21 protein-coding genes are annotated in these 21,858 nt (G+C 69.3%); 5 read left to right on the top strand and 16 right to left on the bottom strand.

Going from position 1 to position 21,858, the window contains the following annotated elements; translation table 11 throughout:
- Nucleotides 1-25: 25 nt before the first annotated feature.
- The 6 genes from Mth01_RS24875 to Mth01_RS24850 all read right to left on the bottom strand — a co-directional run bounded on the left by Mth01_RS24875 (nucleotide 26) and on the right by Mth01_RS24850 (nucleotide 7,159).
- The gene (locus Mth01_RS24875) at nucleotides 26-1,477 is read right to left on the bottom strand and encodes an NAD(P)/FAD-dependent oxidoreductase (RefSeq protein WP_204018364.1); all 1,452 of its coding nucleotides are present in this window, start codon (nucleotides 1,475-1,477) and stop codon (nucleotides 26-28) included.
- A 36-nt stretch (nucleotides 1,478-1,513) separates the two neighbouring features.
- A complete protein-coding gene (locus Mth01_RS24870) occupies nucleotides 1,514-2,323 on the bottom strand; it encodes an ABC transporter permease (RefSeq protein ID WP_204018363.1) in 810 nt (269 codons plus the stop codon).
- A complete protein-coding gene (locus Mth01_RS24865) occupies nucleotides 2,320-3,186 on the bottom strand; it encodes an ABC transporter permease (RefSeq protein WP_204018362.1) in 867 nt (288 codons plus the stop codon). Before Mth01_RS24865 ends, Mth01_RS24870 begins: the two co-directional genes overlap by 4 nt.
- Nucleotides 3,183-4,442, bottom strand: a complete 1,260-nt coding sequence (locus tag Mth01_RS24860) for a polyamine ABC transporter substrate-binding protein (protein ID WP_204018361.1) — start codon at nucleotides 4,440-4,442, stop codon at nucleotides 3,183-3,185. The genes Mth01_RS24865 and Mth01_RS24860 overlap by 4 nt, the downstream gene beginning before the upstream one ends.
- Nucleotides 4,443-4,518: 76 nt before the next feature.
- A complete protein-coding gene (locus tag Mth01_RS24855) occupies nucleotides 4,519-5,667 on the bottom strand; it encodes an ABC transporter ATP-binding protein (protein ID WP_204018360.1) in 1,149 nt (382 codons plus the stop codon).
- 55 nt (nucleotides 5,668-5,722) lie between these two features.
- On the bottom strand, nucleotides 5,723-7,159 hold the full coding sequence (locus tag Mth01_RS24850) for a gamma-aminobutyraldehyde dehydrogenase (RefSeq protein ID WP_239089977.1): 1,437 nt from the start codon (nucleotides 7,157-7,159) through the stop codon (nucleotides 5,723-5,725).
- A 240-nt stretch (nucleotides 7,160-7,399) separates the two neighbouring features.
- Between Mth01_RS24850 and Mth01_RS24845 the strand changes: the two genes are divergently transcribed.
- Both Mth01_RS24845 and Mth01_RS24840 read left to right on the top strand, forming a co-directional pair.
- Nucleotides 7,400-7,888: an Lrp/AsnC family transcriptional regulator gene (locus Mth01_RS24845; RefSeq protein ID WP_204018358.1), complete on the top strand. Its 489-nt coding sequence runs from the start codon at nucleotides 7,400-7,402 to the stop codon at nucleotides 7,886-7,888.
- 50 nt (nucleotides 7,889-7,938) lie between these two features.
- Nucleotides 7,939-8,805 carry a type 1 glutamine amidotransferase gene (locus Mth01_RS24840; protein ID WP_204018357.1) on the top strand — a complete coding sequence of 289 codons (867 nt, stop codon included), beginning with the start codon at nucleotides 7,939-7,941 and terminating at the stop codon, nucleotides 8,803-8,805.
- 2 nt (nucleotides 8,806-8,807) lie between these two features.
- On the opposite strand, the gene Mth01_RS24835 is transcribed toward Mth01_RS24840, so the two are convergent.
- Both Mth01_RS24835 and Mth01_RS24830 read right to left on the bottom strand, forming a co-directional pair.
- Nucleotides 8,808-9,479, bottom strand: coding sequence for a hypothetical protein (locus Mth01_RS24835; protein ID WP_204018356.1), 672 nt, complete (start codon nucleotides 9,477-9,479; stop codon nucleotides 8,808-8,810).
- The gene (locus Mth01_RS24830; RefSeq protein WP_204018355.1) at nucleotides 9,479-10,255 is read right to left on the bottom strand and encodes an ABC transporter ATP-binding protein; all 777 of its coding nucleotides are present in this window, start codon (nucleotides 10,253-10,255) and stop codon (nucleotides 9,479-9,481) included. Before Mth01_RS24830 ends, Mth01_RS24835 begins: the two co-directional genes overlap by 1 nt.
- Nucleotides 10,256-10,746: 491 nt before the next feature.
- Here Mth01_RS24830 and Mth01_RS24825 point away from each other — a divergent pair, with 491 nt between their 5' ends.
- On the top strand, nucleotides 10,747-11,403 hold the full coding sequence (locus tag Mth01_RS24825; RefSeq protein ID WP_239089976.1) for a cyclase family protein: 657 nt from the start codon (nucleotides 10,747-10,749) through the stop codon (nucleotides 11,401-11,403).
- A gap of 135 nt (nucleotides 11,404-11,538) precedes the next feature.
- On the opposite strand, the gene rlmN is transcribed toward Mth01_RS24825, so the two are convergent.
- The gene (gene rlmN, locus Mth01_RS24820; RefSeq protein ID WP_239089980.1) at nucleotides 11,539-12,627 is read right to left on the bottom strand and encodes a 23S rRNA (adenine(2503)-C(2))-methyltransferase RlmN; all 1,089 of its coding nucleotides are present in this window, start codon (nucleotides 12,625-12,627) and stop codon (nucleotides 11,539-11,541) included.
- 245 nt (nucleotides 12,628-12,872) lie between these two features.
- Here rlmN and Mth01_RS24815 point away from each other — a divergent pair, with 245 nt between their 5' ends.
- Nucleotides 12,873-13,907: a suppressor of fused domain protein gene (locus tag Mth01_RS24815; protein WP_239089975.1), complete on the top strand. Its 1,035-nt coding sequence runs from the start codon at nucleotides 12,873-12,875 to the stop codon at nucleotides 13,905-13,907.
- 30 nt (nucleotides 13,908-13,937) lie between these two features.
- On the opposite strand, the gene Mth01_RS24810 is transcribed toward Mth01_RS24815, so the two are convergent.
- From Mth01_RS24810 to Mth01_RS24785, 6 genes are all read right to left on the bottom strand, one after another.
- The gene (locus Mth01_RS24810) at nucleotides 13,938-14,855 is read right to left on the bottom strand and encodes a phosphatidate cytidylyltransferase (protein ID WP_204018353.1); all 918 of its coding nucleotides are present in this window, start codon (nucleotides 14,853-14,855) and stop codon (nucleotides 13,938-13,940) included.
- Between the two features lie 117 nt (nucleotides 14,856-14,972).
- Nucleotides 14,973-15,530, bottom strand: a complete 558-nt coding sequence (frr, locus tag Mth01_RS24805; RefSeq protein ID WP_204018352.1) for a ribosome recycling factor — start codon at nucleotides 15,528-15,530, stop codon at nucleotides 14,973-14,975.
- Nucleotides 15,531-15,539: 9 nt separating this feature from the next.
- Nucleotides 15,540-16,238 (bottom strand): UMP kinase, encoded by a 699-nt coding sequence (gene pyrH, locus Mth01_RS24800; RefSeq protein WP_239089979.1) that lies wholly within the window; start codon nucleotides 16,236-16,238, stop codon nucleotides 15,540-15,542.
- 124 nt (nucleotides 16,239-16,362) lie between these two features.
- Entirely contained in the window at nucleotides 16,363-17,196 is an 834-nt protein-coding gene (gene tsf, locus Mth01_RS24795; protein ID WP_204018351.1) for a translation elongation factor Ts, read from the bottom strand.
- 129 nt (nucleotides 17,197-17,325) lie between these two features.
- On the bottom strand, nucleotides 17,326-18,213 hold the full coding sequence (gene rpsB, locus Mth01_RS24790) for a 30S ribosomal protein S2 (protein ID WP_204018350.1): 888 nt from the start codon (nucleotides 18,211-18,213) through the stop codon (nucleotides 17,326-17,328).
- A 218-nt stretch (nucleotides 18,214-18,431) separates the two neighbouring features.
- A complete protein-coding gene (locus Mth01_RS24785; RefSeq protein ID WP_204018349.1) occupies nucleotides 18,432-19,082 on the bottom strand; it encodes an ArsR/SmtB family transcription factor in 651 nt (216 codons plus the stop codon).
- A gap of 69 nt (nucleotides 19,083-19,151) precedes the next feature.
- On the opposite strand from Mth01_RS24785, the gene Mth01_RS24780 reads away from it, so the two are divergent.
- The gene (locus tag Mth01_RS24780; RefSeq protein WP_239089974.1) at nucleotides 19,152-20,492 is read left to right on the top strand and encodes an MFS transporter; all 1,341 of its coding nucleotides are present in this window, start codon (nucleotides 19,152-19,154) and stop codon (nucleotides 20,490-20,492) included.
- Here Mth01_RS24780 and Mth01_RS24775 read toward each other — a convergent pair.
- On the bottom strand, nucleotides 20,377-21,756 hold the full coding sequence (locus Mth01_RS24775) for a CoA transferase (RefSeq protein ID WP_204018348.1): 1,380 nt from the start codon (nucleotides 21,754-21,756) through the stop codon (nucleotides 20,377-20,379). The genes Mth01_RS24780 and Mth01_RS24775 overlap by 116 nt on opposite strands.
- Nucleotides 21,757-21,858 lie beyond the last annotated feature (102 nt).

The following is a 21,858-nucleotide window of genomic DNA, read 5'->3' as shown; positions in this document are numbered from 1 at the left end:
CCGCTCCCCCCAGAGGGGTGGGGGGTCAGGAGTCGAAGCCGAGGCCCATGGCGTCGAGGAGGCGCAGCCAGGCGTTGCGACGGCCCTGGTGGGCATCGGCCCGGGCCATCGACCATCGGGTGAGCTGGATGACGCCTGACCTGAACGGCTCGGGCGGGAACGGCAGCGGCTTCTCCCTGACCATGCGCAGCCGGGTCCGCTCGGTGTCGCCGCCGCCGAAGCCCGGGCCGCCCCAGTCCGAACCAGCACGGTCCGGGCCGCCGAGCAGGTCGAGCATCACGTTGGCGCCGAACCGGGTGGCGCCCACGCCCAGGCCCGTGTATCCCACGGCATAGGCGAGACGGGAGTCGTACGCCGTGCCGAAGAAGGCACTGAACCGGCTGCAGGTGTCGATGACCCCGCCCCAGCGGTGGCTGAACCGCACCCCATCGAGCTGCGGGAACGTCTCGAAGAAGTGCCTGGCGAGCTTCTCGAACGTGGCGTCGCGCTGGTCGTGCGCCGCCTTGATCAGGCCGCCGTTGTGGTAGACCGCGTCGTAGCCGCCCCACAGGATCCGGTTGTCGTCGGTCAGCCGGTAGTAGTGGAACTGGTTGGCCGAGTCTCCCACGCCCTGCCGGTTCCGCCAGCCGAGCTCGGCCAGCCGGGCCGGCGGCAGCGGCTCGGTCATCAGCGCGTAGTCGTACACCGGCACGAGGAAGTGCCCGAGTCGGCGCAACAACGGCGGGAAGACGCCGGTGCCGAGTGCCACCCGCCGGGCCCTGACCCTGCCCCCGGGGGTGACGAGCTCCAGCAGCCTCCCGCCGTCGCGCACCGACCTGACCGGCGTGTGCTCGAAGATCCGCACACCGAGCCGCAGACAGGCGTCCCGCAGCCCCCAGGCCAGCCGGGCCGGGTCGACCATGGCGGTCCCGTCGCGGTCCCACAGGCCGCCGAGGTAGGTCGGGGAGTCCACCTCGGCCCGCACCTGGTCCCGGTCGAGCCGGTCCAGCCGCAGGCCGAGGGAAGCGGCGGCCTCCGCCTCCTCGTCCAGCCCGTCGAGCTGCCACTCCTCGGTGGCGACGTGCAGCTCGCCGGTGCGCTCGAACGAACAGTCGATGCCGTACCGCGTGAGCGTCGCCTCGATCTCGGCCAGGTTCTGGCGCCCGAGCCGCTCCAGCGTGGCGATCTCCTCGGGCCAGCGCCGCAGCCCATTGCCCAGGCCGTGGGTGATGCTGGCCGCGCAGAAGCCGCCGTTGCGGCCGGAGGCGGCCCATCCGATCCTGCGGCCCTCCAGCAGGACCACGTCGAGCGAGGGCTCTCGCTCCTTGGCCAGCAGCGCGGTCCACAGGCCGGAGAAGCCGCCTCCGACCACGGCCAGATCGGCGACCGCGCCCGCGGCCTCCCGGGCGTCGATCGGCGGCAGCGGATCCGTCGCGATCGGACGGTCCAGCCAGTACGGCTTGCGCTCCGCGTCAGCGAGGGCCTTCAGCGGATCCACACATTTCACTTCCCTACAGCGGCATGAACCGCTAAATCAACTACGACGTCGGGCCATCAGGGCGTTGATCACCGCGATCGACACACCGGCCGCGAAGATCAATGTGCCCATGATGTTGACCTGGGGCGGGATGCCCACGCGGGTGGATCCCCAGATCCACAGCGGGAACGTCACCGTGCCGCCCGCGTTGAAGTTCGTGATCACGAAGTCGTCGATGGACAGCGCGAACGCGAGCATCGAACCCGCCAGCACACCCGGGAAAATCATGGGCAGGGTGACCAGGCGGAATGTGGTCCAGGTGCCCGCGCCGAGGTCCCTGGCGGCCTCCTCGAGCGAGCGGTCCAGCGTCATCACCCGGGCCCGGACCGTCACGGCGACGAACGAGATCGAGAACATCACGTGCGAGATCACGATCGTCCAGAAGCCCAGCGGCACGGCGAGGGTCACGAACAGCGACAGCAGCGAGGCGCCCATCACGATCTCGGCACAGGAGATGGCCGCGAACATGACGACGTTCGTCGTGCCCGACCCGCGGAAGCGGTACCGGCCGAGGGCCAGCCCGATGAGCGAGCCGAGCACGCCCGCGATCACCATGGTCAGCAGGGCGATGAGCAGCGAGTTCACCAGCGCCTCGGTCAGGTCGCCGATCTCGAACAGCTTGCCGTACCACTTGAGCGTGAAGCCCTGCCAGCTGGTGTTGTAGCGGCCCTGCGTGTCGTTGAACCCGAACAGGACCATGACGGCGATCGGCGCGACCAGCCAGGCGATCACCAGCCAGGTGTATATCTGCAGGCCGCGGCCGGCCAGCAGGGGCCTGCGCCCGGCCGCCCTCCCGCGTGTGGTCATCGGGCCGCCACCTCCAGCACGTCCTCGGTGCCCAGCGCCTTGGCGTAGGCGAAGATGCCGACCAACAGCAGCGCCATCAGCGTGAACGACAACGCCGAGGCCGTCGGGTAGTCCTGGGTGACCAGGTACTGGTTCTGGATGACGTTGCCGATCATCGTGGTGTTCGTTCCGCCGAGCACCGACGCGTTGACGTAGTCCGACGTCGCCGGCACGAACGTCATGAGCACGCCGGCGAACACGCCGGGCAGCGACAGCGGGAGCACCACGCGCAGGAACGTCTGGAACCGGCTCGCGTACAGGTCCTGCGCCGCCTCCAGCACCCGCGGGTCGATCCGCTCCAGCGCCACGTACATCGGCAGCACCATGAACGGCAGGAAGTTGTACGCGAGACCGCCGATCACGGCGTACGGCGTGGCCAGGACGCGGAAGCCCTCCGGCAGCAGCCCGAGGCTCTTCAGCGGGCCCAACAGGATGCCGTTGTCGGACAGCATGAACTGCCAGGAGATCGTCCGGAGCACGAACGACACCAGGAACGGCAGCAGCAGCAGGAACAGGTAGAGCGACTTGTGTTTGCCGCCCTTGAACGCGATCCAGTACGCCACCGGGAAGCCGATGATGATCTGGATCACGGTCGAGGCCAGGCCGTAGATCACCGAGCGGATGATCTGATCGTGGTAGTTCGACAGCCCATCGGCGTACGAGTGCCAGTTCCAGGCGAAGGCATAGCCTTCCTCCACGCTGCCCGACTGCAACGACAGCGACAGCATGACCACCATCGGGACCACGAAGAAGATCGCCAGCCAGATGCCGCCCGGGAAGATCAGCGCGTACGGCGTCAGCGCCGCCCTGAGCCTTCTGCTCATGAGGTGGTGATGGGCTGGAAGACGCTCTCGAACTTCTTGTGCTCCTCGCTGTCGGCGAAGGTCACATAAGTCCGCAGCTTGGCGTAGTCGTCCTCACTCGGGAACACCAGCGGGCTGCTCGCGATCATGTCGAGCGTCTTCTTGTCCTCCCCGGACGCCTTGGCCGCCTTCTCGACGATGATCTCCTTGGCCGCGGGCACCGGGGTGACGTAGTTGATGTACTCGGTCAGGCTCGCCGCGATGGCGGGCTCGTAGAAGAAGTCGATCATCATGATCGCGTCGACCGGGTTGGCGGCCGTCTTCGGGATCATGAAGTTGTCGGTCCAGATGGTCGCGCCCTCGTCGGGGATCACGAACTTCAGGTCGGTGCCGTCGGAGAGGTTCTTCTGGAAGATGTCACCGGACCACGCCTGCGTGATCCAGATGTCGCCCTTGGCCAGCGGGTCGATATACGACTGGTCGTAGTATTTCCGAACGATCCCGGAGTCGCGCTGTTCCTCGAGCTTCGCGGCCGCCTTCTCCCAGTCGGCCAGTGTGGACTTGTCCGGGTCGATGCCCAGGGCGAACATCCCGAAGTTCGCGATCTCCTGCGAGTCGGCCATCATGCCGACCTTGCCCTTGTACTTCGGATCCCACAACGCCGCGTAGCTCGTGGGCGGAGTGTCGACGTACTTCGGGTTGTACGCGATGCCGGTCATGCCGGAGGCGTACGGGACCGTGAAGACGTTGCCCGGGTCGAACGCCTCGTTCTTGTACCGCTCCCCGACGTTCTCGGCGAAGTTCGGCAGCTGTGCGTGATCGAGCGGCGCCAGGTAACCCAGCTTGATCAACTGGGTGAGCTGGAAGCTGTTGGTGACGATCATCACGTCGTAGTCGATGGACTGACCCGCGGCGAGCTGCGGCTGGATCTTGGCATACCAACTCGTGGTCTCCTGGATGACCTCCTTGTGGTTCACCGTGATCCCGGTCCGCTTGGTGAACTCCTTGAGCTCGGGCAGCTTGGGATCCATGTAGAGCGGCCAGTTGGCGAAGTCGATGTGGCCGTTCTTCACCTTGCCCGACCAGTATTTGTCCACCTCGGACTCGACCTGCGCGGAGGAGGTCGGCCGGGCCACGCTCTTGCCCTGCACGCCACAGGCGGCGAGGGCCAGCCCGGCGGCCGACAGGCCGGTCAGGCGCAGGGCGTCGCGGCGTCCGAGCCGCCGTCCGGTCATGCCGCGAAGGAAGGCGAGATCCTGCCTGGAGGAGTCGTTCATGAGGTTGTGCTCCGGGGATTTGCTGTGCGTGCTCTGGAGAACCGCGCTCGGGGGAATCGGCTCGGGGGAATCGGTGTTACCGCAGCGCGTAGGAGTGCCGGGGCTGCCAGGAGAGCCAGACCGTGTCGCCTCGCCCGGCCGTGATGGTGCTGTCGTGCGCGTTCTGCTGGAACACGGTGATGTCGGCGCCGTCGGCGAGCACCACCGTGTAGCTGTTGGATGTGCCGAGGTACACGACCTCCGCCACCGTGCCGCGCACGATGCTCAGGTCGCCCACGGGCTGCTCCGTCGAGATGGTGATCTTCTCGGGGCGGACGGTGAGGTCGACCGCGTCGCCCGTGGACGCCGTACCGTCGGCCGGGATCACGATCCGGTCGCTGGGGCCGAGCGCGAGCACCGCGGTCGCGCCGGTCACGTGCTGCACGGTGCCGCTGAGCAGGTTGGAGGTGCCGATGAACCCGGCGACGAACTTGGTCGCCGGCCTCTCGTAGATCTCGCGCGGGTCGGCGAGCTGCTCCACCAGCCCGTCGTTCATCACGGCGATGCGGTCACTCATCGTGAGCGCCTCGCCCTGGTCGTGGGTGACGTAGACGAACGTGATGCCCACGTCCCGCTGGATGCGCTTGAGCTCGATCTGCATGGCCTGGCGAAGCTTCAGGTCGAGCGCGCCGAGCGGCTCGTCCAGGAGCAGCGCCCGGGGCCGGTTCACCAGGGCGCGGGCGAGCGCGACACGCTGCTGCTGACCGCCGGACATCTCCTTGGGGCGGCGCTTCTCGCGGCCGACCAGGTCCACGACCTCCAGGATGTCGCCCACCCGGCGCTTGATCTCGTCGCCGGGGACCTTCTTGCGCCTGAGCCCGAAGGCCACGTTCTCCCAGACGCTCATGTGCGGGAACAGAGCATAGGACTGGAAGACCATGTTCACGTCGCGCTTGTTCGGCGGCACGTTGGTGACGTCCTCGCCGCGCAGCCGGACGGTCCCCCGAGTGGGCTCCTCGAACCCGGCGATCATCCGCATCGTCGTGGTCTTGCCGCAGCCGGACGGACCGAGGAGGGAGAAGAACTCGCCTTCGGCGATGGAGAGGCTGACCCCCTTTACCGCCGGAACGACCTCTCCGTGTGACACGTACTCCTTGACGACGCTGTCGAGCTCGATGGCGGGCACGTCGGCTGATACGGGGGCGGCCGCGACGGCCGCCCCCGTGCCCGCCTGGATGTTTGTCATTCCAGGCTTATCCCTCTTTGTCGGTAGGCCGTACGGCTCGGCCTGCTGCCGCGACCTATTCGCCGATGTAGTGCATGACGTGCTTCACACGCGTGTAGTCATGCAGGCCGAAGACCGAAAGGTCCTTTCCGTAACCGGAGTGCTTGAAGCCGCCGTGCGGCATCTCGGACACGAACGGGATGTGGGTGTTGACCCACACCGCGCCGAAGTCCAGGCGCTTGGACATCCGCATGGCCCGGCCGTGGTCGGAGGTCCACACCGAGCCGGCCAGCCCGTACCGCACGCCGTTCGCCTTGGCCAGCGCGTCCGCCTCGTCGGTGAACGTCTGGATCGTCATGACCGGGCCGAAGATCTCGTCCTGGATCATCTCGTCGTCCTGCTGGAGCCCGTCCACGACGGTCGGGGCGAAGAAGTACCCCTTCTCTCCGACACGGTGGCCGCCGGTCAGGACCTTCGCGTGGTCGGGCTTGCGTGCGAAGAACCCCTCCACTCTGGCGAGTTGCGCGGGGTTGTTGAGCGGGCCGAAATAGGCCTCCTCGTCGTCCAGGCCGCCCACCTTGGTGGCGGCGGCGGCCTCGGCCAGCGCGGCGGCGAGCTCGTCGTGGATGCTCTCCTGGACGAGGACCCGGCAGGCGGCGGTGCAGTCCTGGCCGGCGTTGTAGAGGCCGGCGCCCGCGATCGCCTCGGCCGCGGCCCTGATGTCCTTCACGTCCTCGAACACCACGACCGGGGCCTTGCCGCCGAGCTCCAGATGGACACGCTTGAGGTCGTCGGCCGCCGAACGGGCGACCGCCATGCCGGCGCCGACCGAGCCCGTGATCGCCACCATGTCCGCGCTCGGATGGCCGACGACCAGCGCGCCGGTCTCACGGTCACCGGTGACGACGTTGAAGACGCCGGCCGGGAGGATGTCGCCGACGATCTCAGCGAGCTTGAGTGTGGCGGCGGGGGTCGTGTCGGAGGGCTTGAGCACGATCGTGTTGCCGGCGGCGAGCGCGGGGGCGATCTTCCAGACCGCCATCATCATCGGGTAGTTCCACGGGGTGACCTGACCGATCACGCCGATCGGTTCATGCCGGATCACCGACGTGTGGTCGGCGAGAAACTCCCCGGCCGTCGGGCCCTCGAGTGTGCGGGCGGCCCCGGCGAAGAACCGGAAGTGGTCGGCTGCGACCGGCGTCTCGTCCTCGGCCATCCGGGCCCGGGGCTTGCCGGTGTTGCGGCACTCCGCCTCGTTGATCTCGTCGGCGCGCGCCTCGATCGCGTCGGCGATCTTCAGCAGCAGCGCCGCCCGCTCGCCCGGCGTGGTCTGCCCCCACGTCTCGAAGGCGGCGGTGGCGGCGGCGTAGGCGGCGTCGACGTCCTCTCGGCCCGATACCGGTGCCTGGGCGTAGACCTCGCCCGTCGTAGGGTCGACCACGTCGGAGAAGCGCCCGCTCACGGCGTCGACGAACTTCCCGTTCACGAAGTTCTGGAGACGGGTGGTCACCATTGACCTCCTGTTGAGGTGGCTGGAGTTGTCGCGACTCTGACAGAGAAAACAGACAACTACAAGGGAATCCGTGGCTAAGATACCAAATCGCTACGAAATCGCTTGCCGCGAGCAGAGAAATTGACAATATGTCAGATCGTGATCACAGGTTGTCTGGAACTACCCTGTAACACGAGGTCACACCGGTGATGGCCCCTCCCCTGTCCCACTCCCTCCCCCAGAGAGGACACCCCCCCGAGGATGACGAATCCGCCGAAGGTACGCGCGCCCGGCAAGGGCGGGCCAGTGGTGCTCGACGAGATCTCCAAGCAGATCATCGAGCAGCTTCAGGCCGACGGGCGTAAGCCGTACGCCGCGATAGGCAAGGCCGTGGGACTGTCAGAGGCCGCGGTACGCCAGCGGGTGCAGCGACTGCTCGACCTCGGCGTGATGCAGATCGTCGCGGTCACCGACCCCCTGTCGCTCGGGTTCCCCCGGCAGGCGATGATCGGCATCAAGTGCGAGGGCGATCTGGACGCGGTCGCCGAGGAGCTCTCCTCGATAAGTGAGATCAACTATGTGGTGCTGACCGCGGGTTCGGTGGACCTCATCGTCGAGGTGGTCTGCGAGGGCGACACCCATCTGCTGGAGATCCTGGGCAAGATCAGGGCGATCTCCAGCGTGCGGGCGACCGAGACGTTCGTCTACCTGAAGCTGCACAAGCAGACCTACTCCTGGGGCACCCGCTGACCGCGGTGACCGCCCGACACACCCCTACGTCGATCAGCGAGGCGATGGCAGTGAACGCTCCCGTGATCCTCGCCGTCCAGCACGAGGACGGCGCCGGCCCCGGACTCATCGGCACCCGAATCGCGGCGGCCGAGGTGAAACTGGACCTACGTCACCCCTGGCGGGGCGACGCCCTCCCGCGTTCCCTGGAGGGCGTCGACGGGTTCCTCGTCCTCGGCGGCATCCCCGGCGTCGACGACGTGGATGTGGCGCCCTGGCTGCCGGCGGTGGCCGATCTGCTGCGGCAGGCCGTACGCGACGAGATTCCGACGCTGGGCGTGTGCCTGGGCGGTCAGTTGCTCGCCCATGCCTGCGGCGGCACGGTGGCGAAGGCCGCCGCCCCCCAGATCGGCCTGTTCCCGCTGACCGCCCGGCCCGCCGCCGCACAGGACGCGCTGTTCACCGGCCTCCCCGACGACGCACGGGCCATCCAGTGGCACTATGACGCGATCACCGAGTTGCCGCCCGGGGCGGTGCCCCTGCTGTTCTGCCCCGACTTTCCCCACCAGGCCTATCGGCTGGGCCCGGCGGCCTGGGGCGTGCAGTTCCATCCCGAGGTGCTGCTCGAATCCACCGAGCGGTGGGCGCGGAGCGGGGCGGGCCAGCTCGCCGAGCTGGGCATGGACGCGTCCGCCATGCTCGCCGAGATCGCCGCCGCCGAACCCGCCCTCCGGGAACTGTGGGGCCGCATCGCCGACCGGTGGATCGACCTGGCCACCCGCCACGCCGCCGCCGGCGCGGATGTGGCCATGGACAAACTCCGCGAGATCGTGGCCGACTTCGAGGCCGATCAAGATCCGCTGACCCGCGAGGAGATCGAAGCGGCCCGCGCGCTGCTACGCCGTGATCACCGCACGGAAGGTGGGTCCCTCGCCTGACGTTACGGACGGGTGCGGCGAAGGTACGCGTAGGCGGCCAGGCCGAGGGCGGGCCACAGCAGGGACTGCACCGTGAGCAGGGGCAGATTGGCGAGTAGGACGCAGTGGTGGGCGTCGCGCATCCAGGCCATCAGCGGGACGCCGAGCCAGCGCACCCCCGACAGGCTGATGAGCAGCATGGCCAGGTAGCCGAAGATCAGGACCATGCTCGACACGGCGGGAGAGGGCAGGATCGGGCGGCTCGTCAGCGCGCCGAGCACCACACCCGCGATCACCGACAGCAGGTGCAGGCATCCGCCCGCCAGCAGTACGGCCAGGCCGGGGGCGCCCGACAGACGCAGGACGAGCGCCCCCATGGCGACGGCCGCCAGTGCGAGGTCGTACGCGCAGGCGGCGAGCAGCCCGCTGACCGCCTCCGACCGGCCGACGGCCGTACGGAAGATCATCCGCTGCTCGTCCGGCTCGATGTCGAGCAGGCCGCGGGCGGCCCAGGCGAACACCGGGACGAGGATGGCGGCCGAGTCGGCCGCGGCCCCCAGCTCGGCGCCCGCCGGAACCGGCGTCGCGTAGAGGATCGCCAGCAGCGGAAGCAGCCCGATGAGAGGCTGAACGGCCCTGTGGGAGCGCGCGTAGGCGGCAAGCCGGAACCGGGCCAGAGCCATCACCGGAGCCATCACTGCCCCACCACCGTCCCGGTTGTGCGGCCCGGCCGGGCCGTACCGACCGTCCGGACGCCGTGGCCCTCCGCCCGCAGGCGCTCCGCCAGGTCCGCGGCCTTGGACGTGACCACGCTGACCTCCAGCATCGTGACCGGCTCGGCGACGTCCGAACCGTCGTCCGGCGCCGCGACGGGGACCTCGCGAAGGGTGCCGTCACGGACCTCGTGCCGCCGCCTTCCGGGCAGCGCGCGCAGGTCACCCTGATGATCGCTGACGACGACGATGCCCCCTCGACCGGCGACCTCGTCGACGACGCGTGGCAGTTCGTCCCGGGTGGCCGCGTCCAGACCGGCGAAGGGCTCGTCGAGGACGAGCAGCCCCGGCCGGCACAGCAGCGCCTGAGCGAGGCCCACCTTGTGGGCGCTCCCCTTGGACAGGTCCGGCAGCAGCTGCCCGAGCAGATGATCCATCCCGAGCCGTTCGGACCATTCCTCCGCCGATCGCGGATCGACACCGCGGACCGCCGCGATGTGCCGGAGATAGGCGGCGACGGTGAACGGCTGACCTGCCGGGAAACGCTCAGGGGCGTACCCGACCACGCCGGGCCGATCCTCGATCGTTCCTCTGACGGGCCTGAGAAGTCCCGCGATCAGGCGCAGGAGGGTCGACTTGCCGGTGCCGTTGATCCCGATGATCTCGATGACGTCCCCGGCGCCGAGGCCCAGCTCCACCCCGGACAGCACCCATGGATCCCGCCGCCCATAGCGGAATGAGAGATTGGCGACCCGCATGGTCACAGGAGCTTATCGTCTGACTTCCACCCTTATCCGGTAGTTCAGCGATCTCATCAGACGGTGGAACGGCGGCTGTTCGGGCGGATATGCACCTCGATGGGGGCATGCTTCGCAGATCATCCCCCTTCGCGGCGCTCACCACCGCCGCGGGTCTCGCATTGGTCACCCTCCAGCCGACGGTGCTGCCGCCGCGGCTTCCACTGAGGCGGTCCGGGCCGGTGCCTTCACACCCGGCTCGGCCGGTCTCGGCGATCCGTACTTCCCGCACGCCGCGACGACCCTGCACGCGCTTCGCGAGAAGATCGGCGACAATACGTTCTTCACGCTGCTCAAGACCTGGGCCAGGGACAACCGGCACGGCACGGTGACCACCCGCGACTTCGTCGACCTGGCGGAGAAGCTGTCCGGTCAGGACCTGGACGCGCTGTTCGACGCCTGGCTCTGCCGCAGCGGCAAACCGAAGCTCTGAGCGACCCGTGGGAGGCGACGTGCTGATCGACCTGACGGTGCCGATGGCGACCGGGATGCCGGTCTACCCCGGGGATCCCGAGGTGGTGATCGAACCGGCGCTCACGGCCGCGGTCGAGGGGGTCAACGTCCTCGGCCTGCACCTCGGGTCGCAGTCGGGCACCCACGTGGACGCGCCGTTCCACATCGACGACGACCTGCCCACGCTGGAGGACCTGCCCCTCGATCGGTTCATCGGCCCGGCGGTCGTCGCCGACGTGCGGGGCCTGCCGCCCCGCTCGCCGATCACGCCCGAGGCGCTGGCCCCGGCACTGGCGTCAGCGGGTCGGCCGGGGGCGATCCTGCTGATCGCCACCGGCTGGGCGACCCACTGGGGTGACGAGAACTATCTGGCGCATCCGTGGCTCACCGTTGAGGCGGCCGAGCTGATCGTGGGGTCGGGGACGCGGACGGTCGGGATCGACGCGCTGAGTGTGGATCCCACCCCGGCCGGCGAGATCCCCGCCCACCGCGTCCTGTGCGGGGCGCACGCCGTCATCGCGGAGAACCTGCGCAACCTCGACCACCTGCTGGCGGCTCAGGCCGCGGCTCATGAGATCGAGGTCTTCCTGCTGCCGCTGCGGCTCGGCGCCGCCGACGGCGCCCCCATCCGCGCCGTCGCCCGCGTCACCGCCTGAGTCGTACGCCCCGGTCGGGCTGGATAGAGGCCGCCCCTATCTGGGGTAGACGTCCGAGCGGTGATCGATTCGTACGACATGGACGAGTAGTGATTGGTGGAGGTTTCTCGAGGGACGGATTTCGCCCTTCCACAGTCACGACGGGTTGGCGGCGGCGAGTTGGCCGCAGGCGCCGTCGATCTCCCGGCCGCGGGTGTCCCGTACGGTGACGGCGACGCCGTGCGACTCCAGCCGGCGGACGAAGGCGCGCTCGTCCTCCGGGCGGGATGCCGTCCACTTCGAGCCGGGCGTCGGGTTGAGCGGGATGAGGTTGACGTGCACGAGCTTGCCCTTGAGCAGGCGGCCCAGCAGGTCGGCACGCCACTCCTGATCGTTGATGTCCTTGATCAGCGCGTACTCGATGGAGATCCGGCGCCTGGTCGTCTCCGCGTAACGCCAGGCGGCGCCGAGCACCTCGGCGACCTTCCACCGGGTGTTGATCGGCACGAGCGTGTCCCGCAGTTCGTCGTCGGGCGCGTGAAGGGACACGGCGAGCGTGACGGGCAGGCCCTCGCCCGCCAACTTGTCGATCGCGGGCACCAGGCCGACGGTCGAGACCGTGACGCCCCGGGCGGAGATGCCGAGACCCTCGGGCGCGGGATCGACGAGGCGGCGGACCGCGCCGATGACGGCCTTGTAGTTGGCCAGCGGCTCGCCCATGCCCATGAAGACGACGTTGCTGACCCGGCCGGGACCGCCGGGGACCTCGCCGCGGGTCAGCGACCGGGCCCCGGCGACGACCTGCTCGACGATCTCCGCCGTGGACATGTTCCTGGTGAGACCGGCCTGGCCGGTGGCGCAGAACGGACAGTTCATCCCACAACCGGCCTGCGAGGACACGCACATGGTGACCCGGTCGGGATAGCGCATCAGCACCGACTCGACGAGCGACCCGTCGAACAGCCGCCACAGGGTCTTGCGCGTGGTGCCGCCGTCACAGGTGATCTCGCGTACGGTCGTCAGCAGTGGCGGCATGAGCTCCTCGACCAGCCGCTCGCGCAGCCCGCCGGGCAGATCGGTCATCTGCTCCGGCGAGGCCGTGAGCCTGGCGAAGTAGTGCCGGGAGAGCTGATCGGCGCGGAACGGCTTCTCCCCCAACTCGGCGACCGCCTCCCGGCGCTCGGCCATGCTCAGATCGGCCAGGTGGCGTCGCGGCCTGGCCCGGCGCGGCGCGACGAAGGTCAGCTGGCCGGGCCGGGGCTTTCCGGTGGTCGGCTCCCCGGTGGTCGGCTGCCCGGTGGTCGGCTGCCCGGTGGTCGGCTGCGTGGTGGTCGGCTGCTCGCTCACGCGGAAACCTTCCGATCTCGTGGTCGGCGGAACGTCTGGTCGGTGGAACGTCTGGATGGCGGAACATGGTCTTAACGGCGGCCCCGACCGGGCTTACATTCAGTCTGACGGCCTGATTGCGGAGGCGACCGGGAGGTTGACGGGTGGACATCACCACCGTGCTCACCAGCCCCAATCCGTACCGGAGCCGCGCCCTCACAGTCGAAACCGACCGGGAGTCCTCCGTAGCCTACCTGCGGGACGCCCGGGGCGCCGTACGCGGAGCGGTCTGGCTGGCAAACCACTGCCCCGCGCCGGCCACGGCGGATCCGGTCCGGGCCGACGGCGGTCTCCCGCCCGTGCTGCCGATGCACGCCACCGGCCGCCCGGCCGGCACTCCGCCGCTGGACCCGGCGGCGCTGTCGGTGCTCTGGTTCGAGGAGGGTGACGGCGTCGCCCTGTTCGAGAACGGCGAACTCCTCGCCGTCATTCCGAGCTGGGCGGACATGGATCGCGGCATGCCCGGCTATGCCCGCGACGCCGTGGGCGAGTCGCCGTACGCGTGGCCGCTGGCTGAGGCGATGGAGGGACTGTCGTCCCGTGTCGCCAAGGCGCGCGCGTACTGGATGTGGCGGGAGGCGAAAGGAAGCTGGGCCTCGTTCCAGCAGTTCGTGATGGGCCACCTGGACGGCAGGGTCGGCCCGCCGGGCCGCTACTGGAACGTCGGAGGCGGAGGCCTTCCGATGATCGGCGTGACCGAGCGCCCGGCCACTGCGGAACGGGACCACACAATTCTGTCGACGGTGGGGATGAGCTGCCAGCGGATGCCGGGAGCCGAACTCTACGACACGGCCTGCCGGGTGGAGTTGGCCGTCGCGACACGGCAGGACCCGCGGGCCGTCGCCCGGCTGTTCGCCTGGTTGGGCCGCTATCCTTGGCGGTCGGTGACCTGGCTGGGGGACGGCCACACGGCGCGGTGGTTCCGAAGACCTGACACCTTCCCTCTCGACGGGGGCTACCAGGGGGTCATCATGCTCGTCGACCCACCGGGATTTCCGGACATGTCAGGATTTGCAGTCGGGGGTGATCCGGTCCGCTGGCTGTGGCTGTTCCCGCTCACCGAGGCCGAGCTCCGCTTCACCGCCGAGCACGGGCACGAAGTGCTCGCCGAGCGCCTGGCCGTACGGCACCGGGTCTGACCGGCGCACATCTGACAGCGTCGTGCACGGTCATGGACTGACGAGGAGCGTCAGCAGCAGCCAGACCGGGACGAGCGTGAAGAGCAGGGAGTCGAGGCGGTCCATGGCGCCGCCGTGGCCGGGCAGCAGCGTGCCCATGTCCTTGATGCCGAGGTCACGCTTGACCACCGACTCGATGAGGTCACCGAGGGTGGCGCAGACGACCACGACCGCGCCGAGCACCGCACCCTGCCAGTAGCCCGAGTCGAGTCGGAAGTGGACGAGTAACGCCCCGGCGACCACGCAGGCGACCGCCGAGCCGGCGAATCCCTCCCAGGTCTTCTTCGGGCTGATGAGCGGTGACATCCGGTGCCTGCCGAAGAAGATGCCCGCGAAATAGCCGCCGATGTCGCTGCAGACGGTCACGGCGATGAAGATCACGACCCGGTCGGCGCCGTCCTCCGGCTTCAGCAGCAGCGGCACGAACCCCGCGAACAGCGCCGGGTAGACCGTGATGAACATGCTCGCCGTAGCATCCCTGACGTAGCCGTCGGCGCCCTGGAACATCCGCCAGACCAGCAACACCATCGCGGTCACCGCGAACGCGCCGACGAGGAAGGGGACGCCGCCCCAGTACGGACCGACGACCATCGCGGCCATTCCGGCGAGCAGCGGGATCACCGGCACCCGGATGCCGCGGATCGCGAACGCCTTGGCCAGTTCGTGCACGCCGACGCCGACGACGGCCAGGACGACGACCAGGAAGGCCGCCTTAACAATGTAGAGCGAGCCGATGACGACCGCGCCGAGCGCGACGCCGACCGCCACCGCGGCCGGCAGGTTCCGTCCCGTACGGCTCCCGCCCCCGGCGGCCGCGGCCGTTCCAGGGACCCCATTGCCGGGGACGCCGTCACCGTCGAGCGCTTTCCGGTCGGGCCCGTTCTCCGAGGCGGCGGCCGTTGCGTCCAAAACGTCCTACTCCCTATACACGTGATCCTTGTGCCGCGCCGCGTGAGGGCGGCGCGGCACAAGGATCACGGTCGAGCCGATCGTCGACCCCGAGGCATCCCGCGGCCGAGGCGTCGGTCAGACCTCGAGCAGCTCGGCTTCCTTGCCCTTGAGCAGCTCATCGATCTTCGCGACGTGCTTCTGGGTGAGGTCGTCGAGCTCCTTCACCGCCCGGTGGACCTCGTCCTCGCCGGCCTCGCCGTCCTTGACCATCTTGTCCAGGATCTCCTTGGCGTGGCGGCGGATGTTCCGGATGGAGACCCGGGCGCCCTCCGCCTTGTTGCGGGCGATCTTTACGTACTCCTTGCGGCGCTCCTGCGAGAGTTCGGGGAACACCACGCGGATGACCGCACCGTCGTTGCCGGGGTTGACCCCGAGATCGCTGTCCCGGATGGCCTTCTCGATCGCGTTCAGCGCGCCCTTGTCATACGGCTGGACAAGGACCATCCGGGCCTCGGGGACGTGAAACGACGCGAGTTGCTGGATCGGCGTCGGCGACCCGTAGTAGTCCACGTTGATCTTGTTGAACATCGCGGGGGTGACGCGGCCGGTGCGGATGCCCGAGAAGTCCTCCTTGGCGACCGCCACCGCCTTGTCCATCTTCTCCTCCGCCTCGAGGAGGGTTTCGTCGATCACTGCGGCTCCCTATTTCCCTGCCGGACTCACCAGCGTGCCGATCTTCTCACCTCGAACCGCCCGCAGGATGTTGCCCTCGCCCATCAGGTCGAAGACCACGATGGGCAGGCCGTTGTCCATGCACAGGCTGATCGCGGTGGCGTCCATGACCCCGAGACCTCGCGTCAGCACCTCACCGTACTCAAGCTGGTCGAACCGTACCGCGTCGGGGTTCTTCCGCGGGTCCGAGTCGTAGACGCCGTCGACCTGCGTACCCTTCAGCAGCGCCTCGGCGCCGATCTCCAGAGCCCGTTGTGCCGCACAGGTGTCGGTCGAGAAGAACGGCGATCCCAGCCCCGCACCGAAGATGACCACTCTGCCCTTCTCCAGGTGGCGGATCGCCCGGCGGGGCAGGAACGGCTCGGCGACCTGCTGCATCGTGATCGCGGTCTGCACACGGGTGTCGATCCCGCGCTTCTCCAGGAAGTCCTGCAGCGCGAGGCAGTTTATGACGGTCCCGAGCATGCCCATGTAGTCGGCGCGGGCACGGTCCATGCCCTGCTCGGAAAGGGCTGCGCCGCGGAACATGTTGCCGCCGCCGACGACCACCGCCACCTGCACGCCCTCGCGGACGGCTTCGGCGACGGAGTCGGCGAGCTGGGCGACGACGAGCGGGTCGATGCCGAGAGTGTCTCCCCCGGCGAACGCCTCGCCCGACAACTTCAACATCACCCGCTTCCAGCGCAGCGGCCCGTCGTACGACGAAGCCGCCGGCGTGGCGGGTCTGGTGTTTTCCTGCACGGCGGCGGCCTCCTCGAGATATCCGCGGGTCAACGGCTCCTTGGCGATAAGCCTAAGCCTGCCCGACCTTGTAACGGGTAAAGGCCAGAACCCTGACCCCTGCCTCGTCCGCGACCTTGGCGATCGTCTTCTTGTTGTCCTTCACGAACGCCTGCTCCACGAGCGTGAAGTCCTTGTACCAGCCGTTGACACGGCCATCGACGATCTTCGAGATGGCCGCCTCGGGCTTGCCCTCGTCGCGGGTCATCTGCTCGAACAGCGACCGCTCCTTCTCGATCACCTCGGCCGGCACGTCGGCGGGGCTCAGGAACCTCGGCGCCATCGCCGCGGTGTGCTGCGCGATGTCCTTGGCCACCTCGGCGTTCGGCTTGTCGAGCTGGATCAGCACACCGACCGCCGGCGGAAGCTGCGGGTCGGTCTTGTGCATGTACGACACGATGTACCCGCCGTCGAGCACGGAGAACCGACGGATCTCGATCTTCTCGCCGAGCGCGGCGTTCGTCTCGTCGAGCAGTTCCTTGACGCTCTTACCGTTCAGCTGGGACTCCAGCAGGGCCGGCACGTCGCCGGGCTTGGTCGCCGCGACGTGCCCGACGATGTCAGCGGCCAACTGCTGGAAGCGCTCGTTCTTCGCGACGAAGTCGGTCTCGCAGTTGAGCTCGAGCAGCGCGGCCAGGGAGTCGCCCTCGTGCTTGACGGCCACCAGGCCGTTCGAGGCGGTGCGGGCCTCGCGCTTGCCGACGTCCTTGGCGCCCTTGAGACGCAGGATGTCGACGGCCTTGTCGAAGTCGCCCTCGGCCTCCTCAAGCGCCTTCTTGCAGTCCATCATGCCGGCGGCGGTCATCTCGCGAAGCCGCTTGACGTCGGCCATGTTCACGGAAGCCATTGTTCCAATTTCCTCTTCAGGACCCGGATGTGAATCGTCATGGGGGGCGGGCGCCCCCTGCGAGGGTGCCCGCCCGATGGAGCGTGTTGCCTGACCGTACGGCTCCGCCGTACGCCGGCGGGAGCGGCCCTAGGCCTGCTCGGCCTGCTCGGCCTGCGTCTGCTCGGGCTGCTCGGCCTGGACGGCGGCGGGAGCCTCACCGGCCTCGGCCGCCTCGGTGGCCTCGGCTGCCGGGGCGGAGCCTTCGAGCAACTCGCGCTCCCACTCGGCCAGCGGCTCGGCCGCGGCGACACCGGCCGGCTTCTCCTCGCCGCGGGCGGCGCCGGCGCGGGTCATCAGGCCGTCGGCGACGGCGTCTGCGACCACACGAGTGAGGAGGCTGACGGCGCGGATCGCGTCGTCGTTACCCGGGATCGCGTAGTCGACCTCGTCGGGGTCGCAGTTGGTGTCCAGGATCGCGACGACCGGGATGCCGAGCTTCTTGGCCTCGTTGATCGCGATGTGCTCCTTCTTGGTGTCCACGATCCAGATCGCGCTCGGGACGCGGGCCATGTCGCGGATGCCGCCGAGGGTGCGCTCCAGCTTCTCCTTCTCGCGGCGGCGCATCAGGAGCTCCTTCTTGGTGAGCCCGGAGCCGGCCACGTTGTCGAAGTCGAGCTCCTCCAGCTCCTTGAGGCGCTGGAGCCTCTTGTGCACGGTCGAGAAGTTGGTGAGCATGCCGCCCAGCCAGCGCTGGTTCACGTACGGCATGCCGACGCGCGACGCCTGCTCGGCGATCGCCTCCTGGGCCTGCTTCTTGGTGCCGATGAACATGATGGTGCCGCCGTGCGCGACGGTCTCCTTCACGAAGTCGTACGCACGGTCGATGTACGACAGCGACATCCGCAGGTCGATCATGTAGATGCCGTTGCGCTCCGTGAGGATGAAGCGCTTCATCTTCGGGTTCCACCGGCGCGTCTGGTGGCCGAAGTGAACGCCGCTCTCAAGAAGCTGCCGCATGGTGACGACAGGAGCCATGGTGCTGTTCCTCCATGGTCGCGTGCCCTGGGGCACTGGCCTCGGTTGGTCACGCGGGCCCGTCTGCCCGCGTCCTGACGCCCGGGCCGTCTTCACCGGACGAGGTCGCGTTCGGTCGAACACTCCCCCGATCCGGACCGAGGAGACGGTCTTTGCACGGGCGTGCGAATTCGGCCCGCATAGCAGGCCGCCGAACAGTCTATACGGATCCGCCCCCCTCAGGTGACGGCCGGTTCGCCCGGCTCGGCACCGGTGACGCCGTCGGCTCGCGGCCCGGCCCTGCGCGGCACACGCGGGAACATGCGGAGGTGGAACTCCGCCAGGCGGGCCCCCGTCGGCGCGTCCTCGGTCGTGCGCTCGGTCGCCCGGTAAGGGTGGATGAGCTCGTCGATCCGCTCGCCGAGCACCCGCAGTTCCTCGGCGTCGACCAGCAGCACGGAATGAACGAGGCGGGATGCGGACTCCCACTCGCCTGACTCCCGGTCGGACTGTGCCAGGAAGTCGGCGAGCCGCAGTCCCGCCTCGGCCAGGACGGTGTCGATGACCGCCCGCTGCGCCCGGAGCAACTCCGGACTCAACTCGCCCTCGGGGGCCTGGAACCCCCATCCGCGCTGAAGTGCCCGCCACACCCGCTCCCTGCCGTCCCCCCGGGGCGGCGCCTCCGCCACGAACCCGTGTTTGGCCAACGTCCGGAGGTGATAGCTGCACGCGCTGGGAGACAGCCCGGTGACCTGGGCGCATTCCGTGGCGGTCGCGGGCCCCTCGTTCTGCAGCCGGGAGAGGATGGCCAGCCTCGCCGGATGCGCCAGCGCCCGCAGCACACCGCTGTCGGTGACCTGTCGGTACGCCTCCGGCCGGGTGCTCGTCATGCGTCCCAACACTACCGCCCAACATGTGAAGTATTTACTTCGCAACTATGAAGCATTAGTTTCACAGTTGTGTCGATCACATCCACTGACTCCCCCTCCCCCGTCTCTCCGGAGACAGACCGGCCCGTCCCGCTCCGGCGGCAGCGGGACTATCGGCTGCTCTGGTCGGCCCGTGCGGTCTCCGAGACCGGCAGCGAAGTGGCCCGGCTCGCCGTACCGCTCACGGCGGCCACCTTGCTGACCGCCTCACCGATCGAGATGGGACTGCTCACCGCCGCCTCGACGGTCCCGTTCCTGCTGGTCGGCCTGCCGTCGGGCGCGCTCGCTGATCGCGTCGCCCGCCGCAGGCCGGTGATGGTCGCGTGCGAGGCGTTCGCCGGCCTCGCCGTACTGTCCGTGCCCGCCGCCTGGTTGGGCGGTCTGCTGACCATCCCCTGGCTGATCGCGGTCGCGCTCGTCGTCGGCGTGTGCACGGTGGTGTTCCGCTCGTTCAACACCCCTCACCTGATGTCCGTGGTGGCGCCGTCGCAGCGGACCACGGCCCTGGCGGGTTTCCAGTCCGTGTTCTCCGTCGCCGAGATGTGCGGGCCGAGCCTGGCGGGGCTGCTCGTCACCCTGCTGACCGCCCCCATCGCGATCGTGGTCAACGCGGTCACGTTCCTGGCGTCGGCCCTCTGCCTCAAGGGCATCCGCGCGCCGGAGCACGGGACGCGCGGCTCGGGGCGCGGCATCCTGCGCGAGATCGCCGAAGGCGTGAGCGTGCTGATGAAGCACGGCGCGCTGCGCGCACTCTGCGCCACCGGAATGCTCGTCAACTTTCTCGGCGCGGCCCAGCTCGCGCTCTACGTGCTCTTCGCCGTACGCGTCCTGGGCCTTCCCGGCGCTCTGGTGGGCGTCACCGCGACCGGCTTCGGCGTCGGCGGGCTGCTCGGCGCCGTGCTCGCATCCCGGCTCGCCCGCCGGTTCGGCGAGAACCGGGTGCTCCTCGGCTCGGTGCTGTTCTTCCCCGTCGGATTCGTCACGACGGCGGCGGCCGGGGGCCCTTTCTGGCTCGTCGTCTGCCAGCTCGTCGCGGCGGAGGTGATCACCGGGGTGGCCGTCGTCTGCTACAGCGTCTGTGCGGGCGCCGTGACGATGCGGGAGTCTCCCGCCGAGTTGCTCGGCCGGGTGAACGCCACGACCAACTTCGCCACCCAGGGCGTGATGGCGCCCGGTGGCGTGCTCGGCGGCCTCCTCGGAGCGTCGCTCGGGCTCCGTCCCGCGCTGTGGGTGTGCGCGGCGGCCGCGCTGCTCATCATCCCCTGCCTGTGGCTGTCGCCCATTCGGCGGGGTGCTCGCCCTGCCTCGGCGGCGGGCTCGCCCAGTACGGCTCGGCGCCCGCGATCAGGCCGGGCGGCCGCACGTAGGTGAGGGTGCCGAACGCGCTGGGCATGGTGGCCAGCAGCCCGTCGGCCGACGGCTGTGGGACGCCGGCGCCGTCGACCCTGCCGAGGTCGTCGAGCCACTTGGCGGTACGCGCCAGGGAGACCTCGACATGCCAGGATCCGCCCTCTGCCCGGCGCCGCAGCAGCGCGGCGACCGCGCCGAACGCCGTGAGGAAGCCGCTGCCGTGGTCGAGCGCCTGGGCGGGCAGCGGGGCGGGCCGGGACCCATCGCCGTTCTCGTGGGCGATCCCGCAGACCATCTGGACAAGGCTGTCGAAACCCCGCCTGCCGCCCCAGGGGCCGCGGGAGCCGTACGCGGAGATGTCGACGCAGACGATCCCCGGCCGCATCGCGGCGAGATCGGCGGGCCCGAACCCCCTGGCGTTCAGCGCTCCCGGACGGTATGCCTGGATGACGACATCGGCCTGGCGGACGAGATCGCGCAGCGCCTCGGGCTCAGAGCAAAGATCGATGTGACATGACCGCTTGCCGAACGCCGTCTCCACGACGAGCCCCGGCACCTCGGGCAGATGGGCCGCACCGACCCGCAGCACCTCCGCCCCGTGGGCGGCGAGCGTGCGGGCGGCCACCGGTCCGGCGATCACCCGGGTCAGATCGAGAACGCGCACCCCGCTCAGCGGCCGTTCCCCGCTCGATGCCCTGGATATGCCGGGTGATCCGGACTCACCGGAGGAATCAGGCAGACGGGTGAGCCCGACCAGCGGCTGTTCTGCGATCACACGCGCCTGCGGGTGCGTGAGCCATCCGGCCCGGCTCCGCATCGCCCCCGCGCACCCGCCCTCGCGGGTCACCGCCTCCTCGACGTCGAGTGCGGTACGGCTCTCGCAGGCACGTGCGACATCCTCCTTGGTCGCCCCGGCGGGCAACCCGAGCGCCCGGAGGGCGGCGTCCCGATGATGATCGAAATTGCAGTGGAGCTTGACCCAGCCGTCATCGGCCCGGTAGTCGCCGGACAGGGGCGCCCAGACGTCGAAGTTCTCTCCGTCGGCCTGGAAGTGGCGTTCGCTCTGGAAGGCCACCGCCGCGTGCCGTACGTCGACGAGCGCCTCCGGCGGCGCGACAGGCCGCCAGTAGGCGGCGACGGCGGCGGTCGCCGCCCCGGCACACGCGGCGGCGGCCGCGCCGACCGGGAAGACGGACGGCAGCACGGGGTCGTCGCCGGTCACCCGCACATCCGGCAGGGCCACCCCCACGCCCTCGCCGAGTTCCTTGATGAGCGTCTCGATCACGTGTCTCATCCCTTCCCCCCGGTCCTGCGGCGGAGCGATCGCAGAGAGTTGTCCACAGAATGCGGTTCGGCTCATCGAGGGTAGTCCGCGATCGGCGATCGT

It is taken from the genome of Sphaerimonospora thailandensis (genome assembly GCF_016863115.1).
In the GTDB taxonomy this organism is placed as follows: Bacteria; Actinomycetota; Actinomycetes; order Streptosporangiales; family Streptosporangiaceae; genus Sphaerimonospora; species Sphaerimonospora cavernae.
Note: the sequence above shows the minus strand (reverse complement) of the source record. Positions and strands in the feature narration are given on the sequence as shown.